We start from the raw sequence: 13,544 nt of genomic DNA, 5'->3' as shown, positions 1-13,544 counted from the left end.
GGACGTCCAGGACCTACGGTGGTGTCGTGATGCGAGGACTCGTACTCGACGTCGGTGGCGTCCTGGTCGGGCCGGGAAGCGACCCCGACACCTTTGGCGCGGCCGTGACGGTCCTGCGCGCGCGTGGGGTGCGGACCGCCCTGCTGAGCAACGATCCCGGTGGGCCCGGAGCGCAGTGGCTGCGCGATCTCGAGGGTCCGTTCGTCGACCGCGTGGTGCTCTCGGGTGACGCACGTGTCGCCAAACCCGACCCCGAGAGCTACCTGCTGGTCGCCCGGCTGCTGGACCTCGAACCCGGCGAGTGCGTCTTCGTCGACGATTCGGTCGGCAATGTGCGAGGCGCCGCCGCTGCGGGGATGGTCGGCGTACACCATGATGGTTCACACGACGCGCCGGGCGAACTGGCCGTACTCTTCGATCTCGATCCCGAGGAGATCGGGAGCGGAGCCACGGACGGCGCCGAGTCGTGGTGGCGATGTTCGGGAGGTTCGGGTCAGGAGGGGGAACGGGGTCGATGACGAGCCGGATGACGGCGCAGGACGCGTCGTACTACTACCTGGAGACGAGCAACACGCCGATGCACGTCGGGTCGCTCGCGATCCTCGAACCCCCCGAGGGCGGTCTCGACTACGAGAGCGTGCTGCGGTTGGTCGAGCAGCGACTGCCCGAGGTGCCCCGTTACCGGAAGAAGGTGCGGGAGGTCGCATTCGGGCTCTCGCGACCCGTGTGGGTCGACGACCGCGATTTCGACATCACCTACCACGTGCGGCGCTCCGCGCTGCCGAAACCCGGCTCCGACGAACAGCTGCACGACCTCGTCGCGCGTCTGGTCTCGCGACCGCTCGACCGCACGCGACCGCTCTGGGAGATGTATCTCGTCGAGGGGCTCGCGAACGATCGGGTGGCGCTGTTCACGAAGTCGCATTCGGCGCTCGTCGACGGCGAGGAGGCCCTCGACATCGTCCAGGTGCTCTTCGACAAGGAACCGGTGCCGCGTGAGGTCCCCGAGGAATTGTGGATGCCCGAACGCGAACCGTCGGAGTCCGCTCTGCTCGTCGGAGCGCTCGCCGAACTCGTCGCGCGCCCGGGGGAGGGGATCGCCGCCGTGCGATCGGCCGTGGGCGATCTCACGGCGACCCTCACCGAGACCGTCGACGCCGTCGGCCGGATCGCCCGCACGGCAGCGCAGTCGGCGCCCGAGACTCCGCTGAACACGCAGATCTCGAGGAGCCGTCGGTTCTCCGTGGTGCGCTCCGATCTGGAGCCCTACCGCAAGATCCACTCCCGCTACGGCTGCACGATCAACGACGTGGTGCTCGCGGTCCTCGCCGGCGCGTTGCGGTACTGGCTGCTCTCCCGCGGGGAGCCGGTCACCGAGGCGACGGTGGTGCGGGCGATGGTCCCGATGTCGGTGTACACCCAGGATCCGGACGACTGCGGCGACAACGACACGATCCAGGTGCACCCGCAGGGCGAGGTGTCGTCCTTCCTGCTGGATCTGCCGGTGGGGGAGCCGAACGCGGTGGTCCGGTTGTCGCACATCGCGCATGCGGGCGAGGCCTACTCGCGGCAGCGGCGGCGGGTGGCGGCGCAGACGATGGTCCGCTTGTCGGGCTTCGCCCCGGCGACGATGCACGCGGTGGGAGCCCGGGTCGCGATGGGTTTCTCGCAGCGGATGTTCAACCTCATGATCACCAATGCGCCCGGTCCGCAGCACCCGCTCTACCTCACCGGATCCCGGCTGCTCGAGATCTTCCCGGTCTCGCCGCTGCTGAAGAATCAGGCCCTGAGCATCGCGTTGACGTCCTACGACGGCAAGATCTACTACGGTTTGAATGCGGATCGTGATGCGATGCCCGATGTGGACGTGGCAGCGACGCTGATCCAGGAATCTCTCGAGGAGTTGACGGATGCCGGCAGGTGAGAAGTGACGCGTGTCTATGTACCGGCAACGCTCGCGATGTTGCAGGGCCTCGTCGCCGACGGTGAGGTCGACGCGGTGGGCCGGACGGCCTTCGCGGTGACCCCCGCTCTGCGCGAGGCCTACACGGCGGGCGACGACGAGGAGCTCGCCGAGGTCGCTATGGCCGAGGCGGCACGCGCGTCGCTGCGGTTGCTCGGGTCCGAGGAGCCGAACGATCATCCGTCCTTCGCGTCGCGTCGGGTGGTGATCGCGGCCGACGTCGACGAGGTGAAGCCGCGACCGGATCTCGACGATGCGGTCGTCAAGCTCGCCGGGCCGATCACGATGCGTGCGGTTGCGTCGGTGCACATCGACCTGCAGGAGGCGGAGGCCGACGTCGCGCGGGCACGCGAGATCGTCGATGCCGCCGAACTGGGCGACGAGGAGGCCGAGTTCGTCCTCGGCGACGCGGAGGACCACGAACTGGCGTGGTACGCGGCCCAGGAACTGCCCTTCCTGCTCGAACTGCTCTGACCTCGCATATCGCCACGTCATAGGTGTGACGACCGTCTCTCGCTCAACCTACGCTTCCGTAACCTCTGATAACCTACGGAGCCGTAACCGGAGTGAGGAGAAACGGTCGGATGGGCCTGAAGGAATGGATCGAGAAGCCTGCGGCACACGTCGCGCCAGGGGAGAAGTCGCTCTCCAACGTCCTGCGTGGCGCGGTGGCCCGGCTAACCACCCCTCTGCTCCCCGACGACTACCTGCATCTGGTCAACCCGCTGTGGTCCGCCCGTGAACTGCGCGGGCGCATCGTCTCGGTGCGCCAGGAGACCCCCGATTCCGCGACGATCGTCATCCGTCCCGGCTGGGGCTTCGACTTCGGATACGCGCCCGGCCAGTACATCGGCATCGGTCTGCATGTCGACGGTCGCTGGCACTGGCGCTCCTACTCGCTGACCTCGTCGCCCACCTGGGACGACAAGGTCATCTCCATCGCCGTGAAGGCGATGCCCGAGGGTTTTCTGTCCAGCCACCTCGTCGGTGGGGTTCCCGAGGGCACCGTCGTGCGCCTCGCCGCCCCGAAGGGCGATTTCGTCCTGCCCGACCCGCCGCCGGCGAAGATCCTCTTCCTCACGGCCGGCAGTGGCATCACGCCGATCATGTCGATGCTGCGGACGCTCGACCGGCGTGCGGTCGAGCGCGAACTCGACCTGCCCGACGTCGTGCACATCCACTCCGCGCCGACGGCCGAGAACGTGATGTTCCGGTCCGAACTCGAGCGTTTCGACGCCACCCACGATCGCTTCCGCGTGCACGTGCGTCACACCCGTGAGAAGGGCAAGTTCGCGCTCTCGGAGCTCGACGAGGTGTGCCCCGACTGGCGCGAGCGTCAGACCTGGGCGTGCGGTCCCCAGCAGATGCTCGACGACATCACCGCGCACTGGGCCGCGGAGGGCATCGAGGATCAGGTCCACCTCGAGCGCTTCGCCGTCAGCCGCGCCGACACCTCTGGCTCGGGCGGAACGATCACGTTCGCGAAGTCCGGCAAGACCGTCACTGTGGACGGCGCCACGACGATTCTCGAGGCCGGTGAGAGCGTCGGTGCGCTGATGCCTTTCGGTTGCCGCATGGGAATCTGTCAGACTTGTGTTGTGCCGCTCGAGAAGGGGCACGTCGTCGATCTGCGATCCGGCAAGGAGCACGCAGAAGGCGAACGCGTCCAGACCTGCATCTCCGCCGCTGCCGGCGACTGCACACTGGACGTATAGACACCGACAGCAAACCTCCGAAGGATCCCGCTTGGCCATCACCGACATCCGCGCGTTCTCTCATCTGACCGAAGACGACATCGTTGCTCTTGCAAACGAATTCGACGCGATTCGACGGGATGTGGAGAATTCGCGCGGCCCGCGGGACGCCCGCTACATCCATTCCGTCATCCGTGCGCAGCGTGTGCTGGAGGTGGTCGGACGCTGCGCGCTGTTCGGTTCGCGTCGACGGTCGCGCTGGATCATCGGTACCGCTGCGCTGTCGCTCGCGAAGATCATCGAGAACATGGAACTCGGGCACAACGTGATGCACGGGCAGTGGGACTGGATGAACGACCCCGAGATCCACTCGACATCGTGGGAATGGGATCAGACCGGTCCGTCCGAGCACTGGAAGCGCGCCCACAACTACGCGCACCACACCTACACGAACATCGTGGGCATGGACGAGGACGTGGGATTCGGCATCCTGCGGATGACGCGCGACGAGAAGTGGCGTCCGCGCAATCTCGCGCAGCCGATCGCGAACATCGTCCTCGCGCTGACCTTCGAGTGGGGGATCGCGCTGCACGACCTCTCGGCGAAGAAGGAACTCGAGGGCGTCCCGCCCGTGCAGTGGAATTCGGGGCCCAACAAGGAATTCGCAGCGAAGGCCGGCCGGCAGGTCGTCAAGGACCTGGTGTTCTTCCCGGCGCTCACCGGGCCGGCCTGGCGCAGCACGTTGTCGGCGAACCTCACCGCGAACGTGATCCGCAACATCTGGGCGTATCTCGTGATCTTCTGCGGCCACTTCCCCGACGGCGCAGAGAAGTTCACGACCGAACACTACGAGAACGAGACGCGCGGAGAGTGGTATCTGCGCCAGTTGCTCGGTAGCGCAAACATTTCCGGTGGGCGTGCGATGGATTTCCTCACCGGGAATCTCAGTTATCAGATCGAGCATCACCTGTTCCCGGACTTGCCGAGCAACCGCTACCCGGAGATCGCCGCCCGTGTACGGGCGCTGTGCGGCAAGTACGACCTGCCGTACACGACCGGTTCGCTCGCCCGGCAGTACTGGCTCGCCCTGCGCACGATCCACAAGCTCGCGTTGCCCGACCGATTCCTCAAGGCGACGGCCGACGACGCCCCCGAGACCTCCTCCGAGCGCAAGTTCGACAGGTGGCGCCCGGAGGCGCCCGCGGTGGTCACCGAGGCGTCCACCGGACGTCACCGGGGTCTGCTCACGGCGCTGCGGGTCCATGCCGAGCATGCGGTAGCAGAACGTCGTCGTCGCCTGGTGAATCGGGTCACCCGCGACCTTCCGTCACTCTGTGATTCGCGCCACAGCTCCGAATCCGGCTAACCTACGGGACCGTAACCTACGGTAGAGTAGCCCGCATGGCGATATCGGATGTCAAGGAGTACGCGCACCTGACGGAGGCGGACGTCGAGGCCATCGGCCGCGAACTCGACGCCATCCGGCACGATATCGAGGAGTCCCGCGGTGAGCGCGACGCTCGGTACGTCCGCAACACGATCCGGCTGCAGCGCGGCCTCGAGATCGGCGGGCGCCTCGTGCTGCTCGGCTCGAACAAGCGTCCGCTGTGGCTGCTGGGCACGGGCATGCTCTCCCTGTCGAAGATCATCGAGAACATGGAGCTCGGGCACAATGTGATGCACGGGCAGTGGGACTGGATGAACGACCCCGAGGTGCACTCGGCCAACTGGGAGTGGGACAACGTCGACCCGTCGGCGCACTGGAAGATCACCCACAACTACCTGCATCACAAGTACACCAACATCCTCGGCATGGACGACGATGTGGGATACGGCCTGCTGCGCGTTACCCGCGACCAGCGATGGAAGCCGTTCTACCTCGGCAACGTCGCGTACAACGCCATCCTCGCAGCGCTGTTCCAGTACGGCATCGCCATCCAGCTGCTCGAGCTCGGCAAGGTCATCCAGGGGCGCGACGACCGCGAGCTCACCAAGGCACGCGGCAAGGAGGTGCTTGCCAAGCTCGGCAAACAGCACCTCAAGGACTACGTGATCTATCCGGCGCTCACCGGCAAGTCCTGGAAGTCCACGATGAGGGCCAACGCCACGGCCAACTTCGTGCGCAACATCTGGACCAACGCGGTGATCTTCTGCGGTCACTTCCCGGACGGTGCGGAGAAGTTCACGAAGCAGGACATCGAGACCGAGACGCGTGCCGAGTGGTACCTGCGTCAGATGCTCGGCTCCGCGAACATCTCCGGCGGTAAGGTCATGGACTTCATGACCGGCAACCTGAGCTACCAGATCGAGCACCACATCTACCCCGACCTGCCGTCCAACCGGTACGCGGAGATCGCGGTGCGTGTGCGTGAGCTGTGCGAGAAGTACGACCTGCCGTACACCACCGGCCCGCTCGCGGTGCAGTACTGGAAGTCCTGGCGCACCATCGCCAAGCTGTCGCTGCCCGACAAGTACCTCAAGGACGACCGCGACGCCGCCCCGGAGACCGCTTCCGAGCGGGGCTTCGGCGGAGCGCCGGAGATCGATCCGGCCACCGGCCGCCGCGTGGGTCTGGCCACCACCATCGAGAAGACACGCAAGCGCGGATTCGTCCGCCGCGCGCTCGGCATGCGCTGACGGTCACGAGAACGAGCACGAACCCCGGCACCTACAGGTGCCGGGGTTCGTGCGTTCGGCCGGGGTTCGTCGGTTCACCAGGGGTCGTTGGACGCGAGCGCCGTGAGCAGTTCGCGCACGGCCATCGCCCGGTTGTGCGACTTGCCCTCCAACGAGTCGAAGGCACATTCGGGATCGGCGGGCGGGCCGAGATGCGTGCACCCGCGCGGGCAGTCCTCGACCGCTTCGGCCAGGTCCCCGAACGCCGCGACGACGTCGTCGGGCCCGATGTGCGCGAGCCCGAACGACCGGATGCCCGGGGTGTCGACCACCCACCCGCCCTCGGGCAGATGCAGGGCCACCGACTGGGTGGAGGTGTGACGTCCCTTGCCCACCCCGGAGACCTCGCCGGTGGCGCGGTCGGCGTCGGGGACGAGCCTGTTCACCAGTGTCGACTTGCCGACCCCCGAGTGCCCGATCAGGGCGGTCACGCGACCGTCGATCCGCTCGTGCAGGGCGGTGAGATCGTCGTCCTGACCGACGAGCAGCACCGGGATGTCGAGATCCGCGAAGTGCGCGGCGAACTCGTCGGGATCGGCGAGGTCGCTCTTGGTCAGTCCCAGCAGGGGAGCGAGACCGCCGGCATAGGCCGCGACGAGTGCGCGTTCGACGAGTCCGGTCCGTGGTGGGGGATCGGCGAGCGCGACCACGATGAGCAGCTGTTCGGCATTGGCGACGACGATGCGCTCGAACGGATCGGTGTCGTCGGCCGTGCGCCGCAGGACGGTGCTGCGGTCCTCGACCCGCACGATGCGCGCGAGCGTGTCGGGGCGACCGGAGAGATCGCCGACGACACCCACCTGATCGCCCACCACGATCGGGGTCCGGCCGAGCTCGCGTGCCCGCATCGTCGTCACGATCCGGTCGGGATCACCGCCGAGCGCGACACCCCACCGCCCGCGGTCGACGGAGACGACCATGCCCTCCTCGGCATTGCGGTGGGCCGGGCGGTCCTTCGTGCGCGGCCGCGAGCCGCGCCCGGGGCGGACCCGGACGTCGGACTCGTCGTACTCCCGCCGCCTCAGGAGTCGCTCCCCGTCAGCAGCGACTCCCACAGGCCTTCGAAATCGGGGAGCGTCTTGGCGGTGGTGCCGATGTCCTCGACCTCGATCCCGTCGACGACGAGCCCGAGGATCGCACCGGCCGTGGCCATCCGGTGGTCGGCGTAGGAGTGCCAGATACCACCGTGCAGCGGCGTCGGCTCGATGTGCAGGCCGTCCTCGGTCTCGGTGATCGAACCCCCGAGACGACCGATCTCGGTGGCGAGCGCCGCCAGCCGGTCGGTCTCGTGACCGCGCAGGTGCGCGATACCGCGCAGGTCGGAGGGCGAGGCGGCGACCGCGGCGAGGGCCGCGACGGTCGGCGCCAGCTCGCCGACGTCGTGCAGGTCCACGTCGATGCCTCGCAATTCGCCCGGGCCGCGCACGGTCAGCGTCCCGTCGGCCCACGTCACCTCGGCGCCCATCTGCTCGAGGATGCCGCGGATCGCGTCGCCGGCCTGGGTGGTCGACTCGGGCCACAGGGGCACCGAGACGACACCACCGGTGACCGCCGCGGCCGCGAGGAAGGGCGTGGCGTTCGACAGGTCGGGCTCGACGGTGACGTCGACGGCCTTGATCGTCGTCGGGGGCACCCGCCAGGTGTCGGCCCCGGAGGTGTCGACGGGGACCCCGGCCGTTCGGAGCATCTCGACCGTCATCTCGATGTGCGGCATCGACGGCACCGGTTCACCGGCGTGGCGGACCACCACGCCCTCGTCGAAGGCGGCCCCGGACAGCAGCAGACCCGAGACGAACTGCGAGGACGCGGAAGCGTCGATGGTCACGGAACCGCCGCGCACCGCACCGCGGCCGTGCACGGTGAAGGGCAGCCGGTCGCCGTCGATGTCGGCGCCGAGGGCGCGCAGGGCGTCGAGCACGGTGCTCATCGGGCGGACGCGGGCCTGTTCGTCGCCGTCGAACCGCACGTCGCCGTCGGCCAGTGCGGCCAGCGGCGGTACGAACCGCATGACGGTGCCGGCCAGTCCGCAGGCGACCTCGCCTCCGCGCAGGGGGCCGGGGGTCACGTCGAGGGTGGTGCCGCCGTCGCGCTCGGTGACGGTCGTGCCGAGCGTGCGCAGGGCCCCGATCATCAGGTCGGTGTCGCGGCTGCGCAGCGCGCCGGTCAGGGTGGACGGCCCGTCGGCGAGTGCGGCCAGGATCAGGGCACGGTTGGTGATCGACTTCGATCCCGGCAGCGTCACCGACGCTCGAACCGGGGACACGGCGCGGGGTGCTCTCCACAGACTCACCCGACCATCTTCGCCCATCCGGACCGGTGCGGGCACCCTCGCCCACCCGGTGCGCGCCGGTGTCGGTTCCGTCACCCGGCGATGCCACACTCGACGGCATGTGCGGAAGGTATGTCTCCACCGCCGACCCGGCGACGCTCGCCGTCGAACTCGACGCACTCGACGAGACCGGCGACGACAGCAGCCGGGACGGGCGGGGGCCCGACTACAACGTCGCGCCGACGACCGAGGTTCTCACCGTTGTCGCCCGGCACGACGGGGAAGATCCCGACGGTCCCGTCCGCCGCCGCATCCGCCGCATGCGATGGGGACTCGTGCCGCACTTCGCCGAAGAGGTGGGCGGAAGCGCACCACTGATCAACGCGAGATCCGAATCGGTCGCCACCAAGCCGAGCTTCGCGCGGTCGCTGCGCTACAAGCGGTGCCTCGTCCCGATGGACGGCTGGTACGAATGGCAGGTCGAACCCGCGCCGGACGGCAAGCCTCGCAAGGTGCCGTACTTCATGGCGCCGGCCGACGGCTCGCGGATCTGCATGGCCGGGGTGTGGGCGGAGTGGCGCGACCCGCGGAACCCGAAGGCACCGCCGCTGTCGAGCACGGCGATCCTCACCGCTCAGTCGGTCGAGCAACTCGGCAACGTGCACGAACGGATGCCGCTGATCCTCCCGCCGGAGCGGTGGGATGCGTGGCTCGACCCCGACAGTCTCGGCCATCCGGATCTGATCGTGCCGAGCGTCGAGGCGATCTCGGCGATCGAGATCCGCCGCGTGTCCGCGAAGGTCAACAGCATCCGCAACAACGGCCCCGAACTGCTGCAACCCGACGACGGCGCTGGCGATCAGATGGTGCTGTTGTAGGCGCTGCCGGAGCGGACGGGCCCTACGGACCGGCCGTGATCGGGGCCACGACGGCGCCGGTCAGCCGGATCAGATCGTGCGGATCCAGTTCGATCTCGAGCCCTCGCCGACCCGCGCTGCACAGCACCCGGTCCCACTGCTCGGCGGAGACGTCGATCACGGTGCGCAGACGCTTGCGCTGCCCGAGCGGGGAGATGCCGCCGACGACGTACCCGGTCGCGCGTTCGGCGGCGGTGTGATCGGCCATCACGGCCTTGCCGCCGCCCAGCGCCCCGGCTGCGGCCTTGAGCGACAGCGTCGCCGGGACCGGGATCACCGCGACGGCGAGCTTGCCGTCGGACAGCGACACCACCAGCGTCTTGAAGATCTGTTCGGCGGAAACCCCGAGGTGTGTGCCGAGTTCCTCGACGGCTTCGGCGCCGAAGGACGACGACCTCGGGTCATGTGCGTATTCGTGGACCCGGTGCGCGACCTTCTCGCGCTTCAACAACACCGTCGCGGGAGTGGATGTCGAGGCCATCCGATCACTCTAGAGAACCGGAGGTGGGGAACAAGCGCGGTGGGCACGGCGTTGCACACCGACGGGTGGATCCACCGGCCACCCGAGACCCGACGATCGGAGAATTCGTGGCAGTGCTGTGCCCGCCTCGACCGGACGCCATCGGACGTCCCCCCGATCCGGACGCCGTCGGACCGGTAGCCTTCTCGACAGGCGTCGATGAAGGGATCGGTGTGATCGAGGAGTCTGTGGAAGAACTGACCGAGCGGTTCGAGCGGGACGCGCTTCCCCTGCTCGATCAGCTCTACGGCGCTGCGCTGCGGATGACCCGCAACCCCTCCGACGCCGAGGACCTCGTACAGGAGACCTACATCAAGGCGTTCTCCGCCTTCCGGTCGTTCCGCGAGGGCACCAACCTCAAGGCCTGGCTGTACCGGATCCTCACCAACACCTACATCAACTCGTACCGGAAGCGTCAGCGGCAACCCGCGCAGTACCCGACCGACGAGATCACCGACTGGCAGCTCGCCGCCACGGCCGAGCATTCGTCGACCGGTCTGCGGTCGGCGGAGGTCGAGGCACTCGACGCGCTTCCCGACGACGACATCAAGGCGGCGTTGCAGGAGCTTCCCGAGGAGTTCCGCATGGCCGTCTACTACGCCGACGTCGAAGGGTTCCCCTACAAGGAGATCGCCGAGATCATGGGGACGCCGATCGGCACCGTGATGTCGAGACTGCACCGGGGTCGCAAGCAGCTGCGGGGCCTGTTGGCCGACGTGGCGCGCGATCGCGGTTTCATGCGGGAGAAGGCCGTGGACGCCACAACCGGAACATCGGATCAGCCCGAGAGCGGAAAGGGAGCACCGCAGTGAGCGAACCCGACTTCGATCGACTCGACTGCTCGGCGGTCATCGCGGACGTCTACCTGCTTCTCGACTCCGAATGCGACGCCGGTTCCCGCGAGAAGCTGCAGCGGCACCTCGACGAGTGCGGCACCTGCCTCGAGGCCTACGGGATCGAGGAGAAGATCAAATCGCTGCTCAGCCGCAAGTGCGGCGGGGAACACGCACCCGAGGGCCTGCGGGAGCGGCTCATGCTGCAGATCCGCCGCACCGTGGTGATCACCGAGACGGACAGCGCCGAGTCGTAGGCGGGTTCACTCGTACCGAGTCGTAGGCGAGTTCACTCGTACCGAGTCCTGAGTGAGACCCCCGAAGGTGACAGGGGCCGGAAAGCTGCTGCTTTCCGGCCCCTGTCCGCGTCTCAGGCGTTGGGACGCTTGCCGTGGTTGGCGGCGTTACCCTTGCGGCTGCGCTTCTTGCGACCTCGCTTACCCATGGTGGGATCTCCTTTCTCGTTCATTACAGTGTTTCACGTGCGGTCGAGTGGTCCTGTCGGCAGGTCCGCCGCCGGAGCGTGAAACGAGGTGTTCGATGGCGGAAGACGTACGCGCGGAGATGGTATCGACCGTGTTCGAGGTCGTCGTGCGAGAGGGTGACGTGGTGGCCGAGGGTGACACGCTGGTGATCCTCGAGTCGATGAAGATGGAGATTCCCGTGCTCGCCGAGTCGGCGGGCACCGTGACCTCCGTCGGAGTCTCGGTCGGGGATGTCATCCAGCAGGGCGACCTCATCGCCGTGATCTCCTGACGGCGGGTATCTCCTGAGTACGAAAGCGGTTCCCGTGTCCACACTCAGTTCGTTGCTCGCGAGGTACACGGATCTTCCGGGCGCGGCCGTCGATCACCTCCAACGTGTCGTGGGCGAGTGGCAGTTGCTCGCCGACCTGTCGTTCGCCGACGTCCTCCTGTGGGTCGACGCGGCGCCGTCCGAAATCGTGTGCGTCGCACAGTGCCGACCCACCACCGCCTCGACGGTGATCCCCGAGGACGCCGTCGGCACGCTCGTCTCCGACAACGAACATCCTTACGTCCGTAAGGCTTTCGAAACCGGAGAGATCGTCGACGTCAAGTCGTCCCCGGGCGCCGGGATCAACATCCGTCAGGCCGTGCCGGTGCGCTGGGACGGTCGGGTCGTCGCGGTGCTCAGCCGCGACGCCGCCCGCGTGTCGCGGCGGTCGGCCAGCGCGCTCGAGACGGCCTATCTCGAATGCGCCGACGACCTCTACCGGATGATCAGCGAGGGCACTTTCCCGACGCCCGAGGCGCGCTCGGACACCAAGTCGAGTCCGCGTGCGGGCGACGGATTCATCCGGCTCGACCGGAAGGGCAAGGTCGTCTACGCGAGCCCCAACGCGCTGTCGGCCTATCACCGGATGGGTCTGAACTCCGACCTGATCGGTCAGGATCTCGTCGAGACGACCCGCGCACTGGTCACCGACCCCTTCGAGAGTCGCGACGTCACCGACTACCTCCGCGGGGCCGTGGAGGGCCGTCTGGGGCAGCGCATGGAGATCGAGGCACTCGGGGCCACCGTTCTGATCCGTGCGTTGGTCCTGAACCCGGGAGGGAAGATCCGGGGCGCCGCGGTGATCGTCCGCGACGTCACCGAGGTCAAGCGACGCGACCGGGCACTGCTGAGCAAGGACGCGACCATCCGCGAGATCCACCACCGTGTCAAGAACAACCTGCAGACGGTCGCCGCGCTGCTGCGACTGCAGGCGCGCCGAACCGGGAACGCGGAAGCCCAGCAGGCCCTGGGGGAGGCGGTCCGTCGCGTGACATCCATCGCCCTGGTCCATGAGGCGCTGTCGATGTCAGTGGACGAGGAGGTCGATCTCGACGGTGTGTTCGACCAGCTGATCCCCATCGTCGTCGACGTGTCGACGGTCGGCAGCCAGATCCGGGTGGTGCGGGAGGGGAATCTCGGCGTGTTCCCCGCGGATCGCGCCACGCCTCTGGTCATGGTGCTGACCGAACTCGTCCAGAACGCCGTCGAGCACGCCTTCGATCCGGGCGTGAACGGCACGGTCACCGTCAATGCCCAGCGTTCGGCCCGCATGCTCGACGTCGTGGTCCGCGACGAGGGGAAGGGTCTTCCCGAGGGGTTCAGCCTCGAGGCGTCGAACCGGCTCGGTCTGCAGATCGTCCGGACCCTCGTGGCTGCCGAGCTCGGCGGATCGTTGGAGTTGACGTCCAACGAGGTCGGCGGGACCGATGCACGCCTGCAACTACCGCTGGGCAAGGTGCCGGTCGCCTGATCGTCCTTACGACCGTGCACGTAAGAAGGCCCGGCCTCCCCCCGTAGGGGAGCCGGGCCTTCGAACGTCTATCGGAGTTGCTCAGACCGCCGTACGAGCGCGGGTGCGGGCGTTGCGACGCTTGAGGGCGCGGCGCTCGTCCTCGCTCATACCGCCCCAGACGCCGGCATCCTGGCCGGATTCGAGCGCCCAGGAGAGGCATTCGGCGGTGACGGGGCAACGGTTGCACACGAGCTTGGCATCCGCGATCTGCGCGAGAGCCGGGCCGCTGTTTCCCACGGGGAAGAACAGTTCCGGATCCTCGTCGCGGCAGATGGCCTTGTGGCGCCAGTCCATGCTTCTACTCTCCTTCGATGGTGCGTGTGCACCGGCTGATTGGTCAATGCGTGTTCACGCCTGTGGCACG

At 67.9% G+C, this 13,544-nt stretch carries 16 protein-coding genes; 11 read left to right on the top strand and 5 right to left on the bottom strand.

Going from position 1 to position 13,544, the window contains the following annotated elements; all coding sequences use genetic code 11:
* Positions 1-29: 29 nt before the first annotated feature.
* From K3M35_RS17255 to K3M35_RS17230, 6 genes are all read left to right on the top strand, one after another.
* Complete coding sequence (locus tag K3M35_RS17255; protein WP_024101497.1) at positions 30-518, top strand: HAD-IA family hydrolase; 489 nt, start codon at positions 30-32, stop codon at positions 516-518.
* Entirely contained in the window at positions 515-1,924 is a 1,410-nt protein-coding gene (locus K3M35_RS17250; RefSeq protein ID WP_064060259.1) for a wax ester/triacylglycerol synthase family O-acyltransferase, read from the top strand. The genes K3M35_RS17255 and K3M35_RS17250 overlap by 4 nt, the downstream gene beginning before the upstream one ends.
* A gap of 3 nt (positions 1,925-1,927) precedes the next feature.
* The gene (locus K3M35_RS17245) at positions 1,928-2,437 is read left to right on the top strand and encodes a hypothetical protein (RefSeq protein WP_006550224.1); all 510 of its coding nucleotides are present in this window, start codon (positions 1,928-1,930) and stop codon (positions 2,435-2,437) included.
* A 110-nt stretch (positions 2,438-2,547) separates the two neighbouring features.
* Positions 2,548-3,678 (top strand): ferredoxin reductase, encoded by a 1,131-nt coding sequence (locus tag K3M35_RS17240; protein WP_024101494.1) that lies wholly within the window; start codon positions 2,548-2,550, stop codon positions 3,676-3,678.
* A 31-nt stretch (positions 3,679-3,709) separates the two neighbouring features.
* Entirely contained in the window at positions 3,710-5,023 is a 1,314-nt protein-coding gene (locus tag K3M35_RS17235) for an acyl-CoA desaturase (protein WP_220666777.1), read from the top strand.
* Between the two features lie 35 nt (positions 5,024-5,058).
* Positions 5,059-6,294 (top strand): fatty acid desaturase, encoded by a 1,236-nt coding sequence (locus tag K3M35_RS17230; RefSeq protein WP_024101492.1) that lies wholly within the window; start codon positions 5,059-5,061, stop codon positions 6,292-6,294.
* A 74-nt stretch (positions 6,295-6,368) separates the two neighbouring features.
* Here K3M35_RS17230 and rsgA read toward each other — a convergent pair whose 3' ends face one another.
* Together rsgA and aroA are read right to left on the bottom strand one after the other, a co-directional pair.
* Positions 6,369-7,388: a ribosome small subunit-dependent GTPase A gene (rsgA, locus tag K3M35_RS17225; RefSeq protein WP_006550228.1), complete on the bottom strand. Its 1,020-nt coding sequence runs from the start codon at positions 7,386-7,388 to the stop codon at positions 6,369-6,371.
* Positions 7,355-8,641 carry a 3-phosphoshikimate 1-carboxyvinyltransferase gene (gene aroA, locus K3M35_RS17220; protein WP_220666789.1) on the bottom strand — a complete coding sequence of 429 codons (1,287 nt, stop codon included), beginning with the start codon at positions 8,639-8,641 and terminating at the stop codon, positions 7,355-7,357. Before aroA ends, rsgA begins: the two co-directional genes overlap by 34 nt.
* An 80-nt stretch (positions 8,642-8,721) precedes the next feature.
* Between aroA and K3M35_RS17215 the strand changes: the two genes are divergently transcribed.
* Positions 8,722-9,480: an SOS response-associated peptidase gene (locus K3M35_RS17215; RefSeq protein ID WP_217579631.1), complete on the top strand. Its 759-nt coding sequence runs from the start codon at positions 8,722-8,724 to the stop codon at positions 9,478-9,480.
* Between the two features lie 22 nt (positions 9,481-9,502).
* On the opposite strand, the gene ybaK is transcribed toward K3M35_RS17215, so the two are convergent.
* Positions 9,503-10,000 (bottom strand): Cys-tRNA(Pro) deacylase, encoded by a 498-nt coding sequence (gene ybaK / locus K3M35_RS17210; RefSeq protein WP_019288488.1) that lies wholly within the window; start codon positions 9,998-10,000, stop codon positions 9,503-9,505.
* A 206-nt stretch (positions 10,001-10,206) separates the two neighbouring features.
* Here ybaK and K3M35_RS17205 point away from each other — a divergent pair, with 206 nt between their 5' ends.
* Positions 10,207-10,851 carry a sigma-70 family RNA polymerase sigma factor gene (locus tag K3M35_RS17205; protein ID WP_371683125.1) on the top strand — a complete coding sequence of 215 codons (645 nt, stop codon included), beginning with the start codon at positions 10,207-10,209 and terminating at the stop codon, positions 10,849-10,851.
* Positions 10,848-11,129, top strand: a complete 282-nt coding sequence (gene rsrA, locus K3M35_RS17200) for a mycothiol system anti-sigma-R factor (protein WP_006550233.1) — start codon at positions 10,848-10,850, stop codon at positions 11,127-11,129. The genes K3M35_RS17205 and rsrA overlap by 4 nt, the downstream gene beginning before the upstream one ends.
* A 113-nt stretch (positions 11,130-11,242) precedes the next feature.
* Here rsrA and K3M35_RS26945 read toward each other — a convergent pair whose 3' ends face one another.
* Positions 11,243-11,317 (bottom strand): 50S ribosomal protein bL37, encoded by a 75-nt coding sequence (locus K3M35_RS26945; protein WP_022597109.1) that lies wholly within the window; start codon positions 11,315-11,317, stop codon positions 11,243-11,245.
* A 95-nt stretch (positions 11,318-11,412) separates the two neighbouring features.
* Here K3M35_RS26945 and K3M35_RS17195 point away from each other — a divergent pair, with 95 nt between their 5' ends.
* Positions 11,413-11,628, top strand: coding sequence for a biotin/lipoyl-binding carrier protein (locus K3M35_RS17195; protein ID WP_006550234.1), 216 nt, complete (start codon positions 11,413-11,415; stop codon positions 11,626-11,628).
* Between the two features lie 34 nt (positions 11,629-11,662).
* The gene (locus tag K3M35_RS17190) at positions 11,663-13,138 is read left to right on the top strand and encodes a sensor histidine kinase (RefSeq protein WP_220666776.1); all 1,476 of its coding nucleotides are present in this window, start codon (positions 11,663-11,665) and stop codon (positions 13,136-13,138) included.
* An 81-nt stretch (positions 13,139-13,219) separates the two neighbouring features.
* On the opposite strand, the gene K3M35_RS17185 is transcribed toward K3M35_RS17190, so the two are convergent.
* Positions 13,220-13,474: a WhiB family transcriptional regulator gene (locus tag K3M35_RS17185; RefSeq protein ID WP_006550236.1), complete on the bottom strand. Its 255-nt coding sequence runs from the start codon at positions 13,472-13,474 to the stop codon at positions 13,220-13,222.
* Positions 13,475-13,544: the final 70 nt, after the last annotated feature.

It is taken from the genome of Rhodococcus sp. DMU2021 (assembly GCF_019641445.1).
GTDB classification, from domain to species: domain Bacteria; phylum Actinomycetota; class Actinomycetes; order Mycobacteriales; family Mycobacteriaceae; genus Rhodococcus; species Rhodococcus pyridinivorans.
This window is presented reverse-complemented; position numbering and strand designations above follow the sequence as displayed.